5 protein-coding genes are annotated in these 6859 nt (G+C 73.6%); all 5 read left to right on the top strand.

Annotation, left to right across the window (positions count from 1 at the left end):
- The first annotated feature begins 548 nt into the window (after positions 1-548).
- A complete protein-coding gene (locus ABT238_RS03540) occupies positions 549-752 on the top strand; it encodes a cold-shock protein (protein ID WP_030289665.1) in 204 nt (67 codons plus the stop codon).
- Between the two features lie 314 nt (positions 753-1066).
- Entirely contained in the window at positions 1067-2689 is a 1623-nt protein-coding gene (groL, locus tag ABT238_RS03535) for a chaperonin GroEL (RefSeq protein ID WP_350564623.1), read from the top strand.
- Positions 2690-2818: 129 nt separating this feature from the next.
- A complete protein-coding gene (locus tag ABT238_RS03530; protein WP_350564621.1) occupies positions 2819-3178 on the top strand; it encodes a DUF8819 family protein in 360 nt (119 codons plus the stop codon).
- Between the two features lie 154 nt (positions 3179-3332).
- Positions 3333-4079, top strand: a complete 747-nt coding sequence (locus ABT238_RS03525) for an ABC transporter ATP-binding protein (RefSeq protein ID WP_350564619.1) — start codon at positions 3333-3335, stop codon at positions 4077-4079.
- On the top strand, positions 4079-6841 hold the full coding sequence (locus tag ABT238_RS03520) for an FtsX-like permease family protein (protein WP_350755415.1): 2763 nt from the start codon (positions 4079-4081) through the stop codon (positions 6839-6841). The genes ABT238_RS03525 and ABT238_RS03520 overlap by 1 nt, the downstream gene beginning before the upstream one ends.
- The last annotated feature ends 18 nt before the right edge of the window (positions 6842-6859 follow it).

Below are 6859 nucleotides of genomic sequence, written 5' to 3'. Positions count from 1 at the left end.
GTCCGCGGCACGGAATTCCGTGCCGCGGACGACCGCCGTATTTTGGCGGGAATATTTTCGGTCCCGGTCGGAGTAAAGTGTCGCTCGGCCGGGAACAGGGGCCGCCCCTCCCTCTTGTCCGGTAACGAATCCACCGCACCGCCACCACCGGCCCGGCCGTCGCCGCCGTCCGCCCCGCGAGAGCGGGAGCGGGCCCGGGTCCGGGAAACATGTCAGGCCGGTGTCAGAATTCCGGCGCGGATTTTGGGTAATACGTCCGCTATGTCCGGTGGGAATTGCGGCTTTCCTGTCGATTGCGCCCGGCCTGTCCCCTGGAGAGCCGGGTGAATTCCCCGACATTGGCTCTGTTGCAGAGGGCGTCGATCCGGATACATTCAGCCGCGGTCGACGCAATCGCCCGTTCGCCGGATGCCGTTCGGTGACATCGGGAGGATTGCGGCGTGCACGGCCGCGCCCAGGGGGGGTTCCCCGGGCCGGCAGCCAACCAGACCCGCGCCCGCAGACCTGCGGGGGCGTGAAGGGCCAGCACAGCACTAGGGGAGTTCGGAATGGCTCAGGGCACCGTCAAGTGGTTCAACGCGGAGAAGGGCTACGGCTTCATCGCGGTCGACGGTGGTGCGGACGTCTTCGTCCACTACAGCGCGATCCAGATGGACGGCTACCGCACCCTTGAGGAGGGCCAGCGGGTCGAGTTCGAGATCTCTCAGGGGCAGAAGGGCCCGCAGGCGGACATGGTCCGCGCGGCGGTCTGACCTTTCCGACACCCAGGAGTTCGGCTCGGCCCATCGGCTGGTGCGCCTCTTGCTTCACGGCGGGCCCGTGCGACACCACGTCGCACGGGCCCGCCGTCGTGCCGCCGCGGCTCGCGGATCACCGATTGGGCTTGCACTCGCCCACCCAGAGTGCTAATCATTGGCGTTAGCACTCACAGCTTGAGAGTGACAAGCGGACCGGGTCGGTGAGGCCCCCGGGAGCGGTAGGGGAATGGACCCCCGCACACCAGGGCCGTCCGTCGCGGGCACCCCTTGGTCCGAGCAGTCGACCGTGTCCCGGAGGACCACTTCAGATGGCCAAGATCATCGCCTTTGATGAGGAAGCTCGCCGCGGCCTTGAGCGTGGCATGAACCAGCTCGCCGACGCAGTGAAGGTCACGCTCGGCCCCAAGGGTCGCAACGTCGTGCTGGAGAAGAAGTGGGGCGCCCCCACCATCACCAACGACGGTGTCTCCATCGCCAAGGAGATCGAGCTCGAGGACCCGTACGAGAAGATCGGCGCGGAGCTCGTCAAGGAGGTCGCCAAGAAGACCGACGACGTCGCGGGTGACGGCACCACCACCGCCACCGTGCTGGCCCAGGCGCTCGTCCGCGAGGGTCTGCGCAACGTCGCCGCCGGCGCCAACCCGATGGCCCTGAAGCGCGGCATCGAGAAGGCCGTCGCCGCCGTCTCGGACCAGCTGCTGGCCCAGGCCAAGGACGTGGAGACCAAGGAGCAGATCGCCTCCACCGCCTCCATCTCCGCCGCCGACACCCAGATCGGCGAGCTCATCGCCGAGGCCATGGACAAGGTCGGCAAGGAAGGCGTCATCACCGTCGAGGAGAGCAACACCTTCGGTCTGGAGCTCGAGCTCACCGAGGGCATGCGCTTCGACAAGGGCTACATCTCGGCCTACTTCGCCACCGACCTGGAGCGTATGGAGACCTCCTTCGAGGACCCGTACATCCTGATCGCCAACTCCAAGATCGGCTCGGTCAAGGACCTGCTGCCGCTGCTGGAGAAGGTCATGCAGAGCGGCAAGCCGCTCGTCATCATCGCCGAGGACGTCGAGGGCGAGGCCCTGTCGACCCTGGTCGTGAACAAGATCCGCGGCACCTTCAAGTCCGTCGCCGTCAAGGCCCCGGGCTTCGGTGACCGCCGCAAGGCCATGCTCCAGGACATCGCCATCCTCACCGGTGGCACCGTGATCTCCGAGGAGGTCGGCCTGAAGCTGGAGAACGCCGGCATCGACCTGCTGGGCACCGCCCGCAAGGTGGTCATCACCAAGGACGAGACCACCATCGTCGACGGCGGCGGCGACAGCGAGCAGGTCGCGGGCCGCGTGAACCAGATCCGCGCCGAGATCGAGAACAGCGACTCGGACTACGACCGCGAGAAGCTCCAGGAGCGCCTCGCCAAGCTGGCCGGCGGCGTGGCCGTCATCAAGGCCGGCGCGGCCACCGAGGTGGAGCTCAAGGAGCGCAAGCACCGCATCGAGGACGCCGTCCGCAACGCCAAGGCCGCCGTCGAGGAGGGCATCGTCGCCGGTGGTGGCGTCGCCCTGCTGCAGGCCGGTGTCGCCTTCGACAAGCTGGAGCTGGACGGCGACGAGGCCACCGGTGCCAACATCGTCAAGGTCGCGCTGGAGGCCCCGATCAAGCAGATCGCGACCAACGCCGGCCTCGAGGGCGGCGTCGTGGTGGAGAAGGTGCGCAACCTCCCCGCCGGTCACGGCCTGAACGCCGCCACCAACGAGTACGTCGACCTGGTCGCCGAGGGCATCATCGACCCGGCCAAGGTCACCCGCTCCGCGCTGCAGAACGCCGCCTCCATCGCGGCGCTGTTCCTCACCACCGAGGCCGTCATCGCCGACAAGCCGGAGAAGGCCGCCGCGGCCGCCGGCGGCGGCATGCCGGGCGGTGACATGGACTTCTGATCCTGACGGATCGGACGGTTCCTCGCTCGCACGGGCGGTTCCCCTCGGGGAGCCGCCCGTGCGGCGTTCGCGGACTTCCTCGGTTTCCGGACCTCCTCGGTTCCCGGACCTTCTTGCGAGACTGGACGGATGGCTACGACAGACGACATCGAGACGGCGCTGCACTCCGCGCGGGCGCTGATCCTGGCCGACCTGACCGCGCGGGACGCCGCCGACGCCGCCGTGGTCTCCCTGGTGGAGCGGGCCGTGACGCACCGCCGCTGGTGGCTGGAGCAGTGGCCGGACGGCACCGCGTACGTGCTGGGCCTGGTCGCCCAGGACGTCCAGGACGCGCTGCTGGAGACCCACGGGCGCTGGCCGCTGTGCGCGGACTGCGCGGCGGACGGGGATCCGCACGCGCTGGGCGTGGAGCCGGAGCTGGGGCCGGACCCGCACTGGGTGTGCGGCAAGCACGGTGCCGTGGTGGCCGCGGTGGGGGAGCTGACGTAGGCCGCCCCTCCTCCGCGGGATCCGCCGCCGTCGCGCCTCCGGGCGCGGCGGCGGCTTTTTCGCGCCAGTTGGAACCGATGGACGACATATGTAGTCTACCGACTTATACAGTCCATCTGAGCTTCGAGCTTCCACGGCAACGAGGGGGAAACCCATGTCCCAGCCAGATCCGACCCGGCCCGTCCTGGAACTGCGCGCCGTCACCCGGGTGCACGGGCAGGGCGCGGCCGAGGTGCACGCCCTGCGCGGCATCGACCTGGCCGTGCGCGCCGGCGAGTTCGTCGCCGTGATGGGGCCCTCCGGCTCCGGCAAGTCCACGCTGCTCACCCTGGCCGGCGGCCTCGACCGGCCCAGCGGCGGCCAGGTGCTGGTCGAGGGCGTCGAGCTGGGCGGGCTGAACCGCACCGCGCAGGCCGCCGTGCGCCGCCGCTCGGTCGGCTACGTCTTCCAGGACTACAACCTCGTCCCGGCGCTGACCGCCGCCGAGAACATCGCGCTGCCCCGGGAGCTGGACGGCGTCTCCGGGCGGAGGGCCCGCCGTGAGGCCCTGGCCGCGCTGACCGAACTCGGCATCGCCGACCTCGCCGACCGCTTCCCCGAGCAGCTCTCCGGCGGGCAGCAGCAGCGCGTCGCGATCGCCCGCGCCCTGGTCGGCGAGCGGCGCCTGGTCCTCGCCGACGAGCCCACCGGCGCCCTCGACTCCGCCACCGGCGAGGCCGTGCTGGGCGTGCTGCGGGCCCGCTGCGACGCGGGCGCCGCCGCCATGATGGTCACCCACGAGCCCCGGCACGCCGTCTGGGCCGACCGCGTGGTGTTCCTCAGCGACGGCCGGGTCGTCCAGGAGGCCACCGGGCAACAGGCCGCCCAGCTGCTGAGCGCCGGCCGGAACGGCGGCCGGTGATGAAGCTCTCCGCCCTGCGCGTCGCCCTGCGGATCGCCCGCCGCGACGCCCTGCGCGCCAAGGGCCGCAGTGCCCTGATCGCCGCCATGGTCGCGCTGCCGGTGCTCGGTGTCGCCGGCGCCGACGTCGTCCACCGCAGTGGACAGCTCACCCCCGGCGAGCGGGTCGAGCGGCTGATGGGCGGGTCCGACGCCCTGGTCACCGCCCACCGGCCGGGCCGCTCGGTCGACCAGGGGCCGTTCGCCGAGGACGGCGTGCAGGTGCTGCCGGAGAACCGGACCGATCCGGCCTCGGTGACGGCCGCCGCCGCGGCGGGTTCCCCCGCCGAGCTGGTCGCCGGGCTGCTGCCCAAGGGCGCGGTGCTGCTGCCGGCCACCCCCGGGCCGGCGGTCAGCACCTCCACCCGGGAGGGCCTGTTCACCGCCGCGACCGCCGAGGCCGACCTCACCGACCGGATCTGGCGGGGCCGGCTCGACCTGGTCGAGGGCCGGGCGCCGAGCGCCTCGCACGAGGCGGCCGTCACCCGGGCCTTCCTCGCCGAGGCCGGGCTGCGGATCGGTGACTCCACCACGGTCAAGGGCCTCGACACGGCGCCGTTCAAGCTGACCGGTGTGGTCGAGTACCCGGGGGACCTCGACAAGGTCGAGCTGGTGGCCCGGCCCGGCGAGCTGATCGCCCCGCTGGCCGCGGCGGCCCCGCCCACCGCGGGCGCCTCGTCCGGGCTGACCGCGGCCGGGGCGGACGAGGCCCGCCCCGAGCGCTGGCTGGTGCGGATGCCCGGCGGCGCCGCGCTGGACTGGCCCGCCGTCCGGACGCTCAACCGGTACGGCTTCACGGTGACCTCGCGCGCCGTCGCGCTCGACCCGCCGCCCGCGTCCGCCGTCACCTACGACCCCGACCTGTTCAGGCTCCCCGACGCGGACAAGCGGGTCGTCGTGCTGGCGACGGTCGTCGGGATGGCGCTGCTGGAGGTCGCCCTGCTGGCCGGTCCGGCCTTCGCGGTGGGCGCCCGGCGCTCGCGCCGCCAGCTCGCCCTGATCGGCGCCGCCGGCGGCAACCGGGGCCACGTCCGCGCGGTCGTGCTCGGTTCCGGGCTGGTGCTCGGCACCGTCGGTGCGGCCGTCGGCCTGGTGGCGGGCGTCGGCCTGGTCGCCGTGCTGCGGACCCGGGCCGAGGAGGCCGGCGGCAGCCGCTTCGGGCACTTCGCGATCGCGCCGCTCGACCTGCTGGCGATCGCCGCCGTCGGCGTGGTCACCGCGCTGCTGGCCGCCGTGGTGCCCGCGGTCCAGGCCGCCCGCCGGGACGTGGTGGCCGGGCTCACCGGCCGGGACGCCGTCGGCCCGCCGAGCCGCAGGCTCCCGCTGCTGGGCGGGCTCCTGGTCGTCGCGGGCGCGGGCCTGGCGCTCTACGGCGCCGGCGGCCCGGACGCCACCGGCCTGCCGGTGTTCAAGGGGCTCACCATGAAGGCGCTCACCGTGCTCGCCGGGGCGGTCACCGCCGAACTCGGCTTCCTGCTCTTCACCCCGCTGCTGGTCGCGCTGTTCGGCAGGCTCGCCGCCCGGCTGCCGCTCGGCCCCCGGCTGGCCCTGCGCGACTCGGCCCGCCACCGCGGCCGCACCGCGCCCGCCGTGGCCGCGGTGATGGCCGCCGTCGCCGGAGCCGTCGCCGTCGGCGTCTACACCACCGGCACCGAGGCCCAGGACCGGGTCGCCTACCGGCCGACCGCCCCGATGGGCGCCGTCGTGGTCGAGGCCCCGATGAAGCCGGACGACCCGCAGCTGCCGCGGCTGCGCGCCGCCGTCGAGCGGGGCCTGCCGGACGCGGGCACCCGCGCCGACGTCCACGGCATGCTCTACGTCTTCTGCGAGGGCTGCTCCAGCACGGTGCAGGTCGAGGGGACGGGCGGCCGGTTCCACGGGGGCGGCCCGGACAGCCGCGCGCTGGTCGGCGACGCGACGGTGCTGCGCAACCTGTTCGGGGTGAACGACCGGGCCGTCGAGGAGGCCCTGGCCGCGGGCCGGGCGATCGTCTTCGACCGCGACCGGCTGCACGACGGCCGGGCGGTGCTCACCATGCTGGGCGCGGCCGGCGGTGGTCCGGTCCGGCCCGGGGAGACCCCGCAGACGGGCACCAAGGAGATCGCGGTCGACGCGCTCCTGGTCAACAACCCGGAGGCCGCCCGGTACGGGGGGCTGCTGATGAGCCCGGACGCGGTGCGCAGGATCGGTCTCTCCACCGAGTCGATCGGCTCGGTGTGGCGGCCCGCGCACCCGCCCACCGCGAAGGCGCAGCAGCGGGTGGAGGCCGATCTGGCCCAGGTCGTCCCGCGGGCCGTGCTGCACGTGGAGCGCGGTTTCCAGCCGAAGGACGACGTGATCAGCCTCGCGCTCGCCGGGTTCGCCGTGGTGGTGGTGCTGGGCGCCGCGGCCGTGGCCACCGGTCTGGCCGCCGCCGACTCCCTGGGCGACCGGGCCACGCTGGCCGCGGTCGGCGCGCCGCCGCGGATCCACCGGGTGCAGGCCGGGCTGCAGAGCACGCTGATCGCGGGGCTCGGCGCGGCGATCGGCACGGTCAGCGGGTTCGTGCCCGCGGTGGCGCTGTTGCGCTCGCACGCCGGCGGGCAGATCGGTGCGCCGGCGGCCCCGTTCACCGCGCCGTGGGGGCTGCTGGTGACGATCACGGTGGTGCTGCCGGTGGTGGCGGGGCTGGGCGCCGCCGCGTTCACCCGGTCGCGGCTGCCGCTGGCGCGGCGGACGGGCTGACGCCGGGCGCTCCGGCCG

The sequence above is a fragment of the Kitasatospora sp. NPDC001527 genome (genome assembly GCF_040298605.1).
In the GTDB taxonomy this organism is placed as follows: Bacteria; Actinomycetota; Actinomycetes; order Streptomycetales; family Streptomycetaceae; genus Kitasatospora.
This window is presented reverse-complemented; position numbering and strand designations above follow the sequence as displayed.

Coding starts and splice junctions, on each gene's coding strand:
- ABT238_RS03540 (WP_030289665.1), top strand. CDS start 549: ATGGCTCAGGGCACCGTCAAGTGGTTCAACGCGGAGAAGGGCTACGGC.
- groL (WP_350564623.1), top strand. CDS start 1,067: ATGGCCAAGATCATCGCCTTTGATGAGGAAGCTCGCCGCGGCCTTGAG.
- ABT238_RS03530 (WP_350564621.1), top strand. CDS start 2,819: ATGGCTACGACAGACGACATCGAGACGGCGCTGCACTCCGCGCGGGCG.
- ABT238_RS03525 (WP_350564619.1), top strand. CDS start 3,333: ATGTCCCAGCCAGATCCGACCCGGCCCGTCCTGGAACTGCGCGCCGTC.
- ABT238_RS03520 (WP_350755415.1), top strand. CDS start 4,079: ATGAAGCTCTCCGCCCTGCGCGTCGCCCTGCGGATCGCCCGCCGCGAC.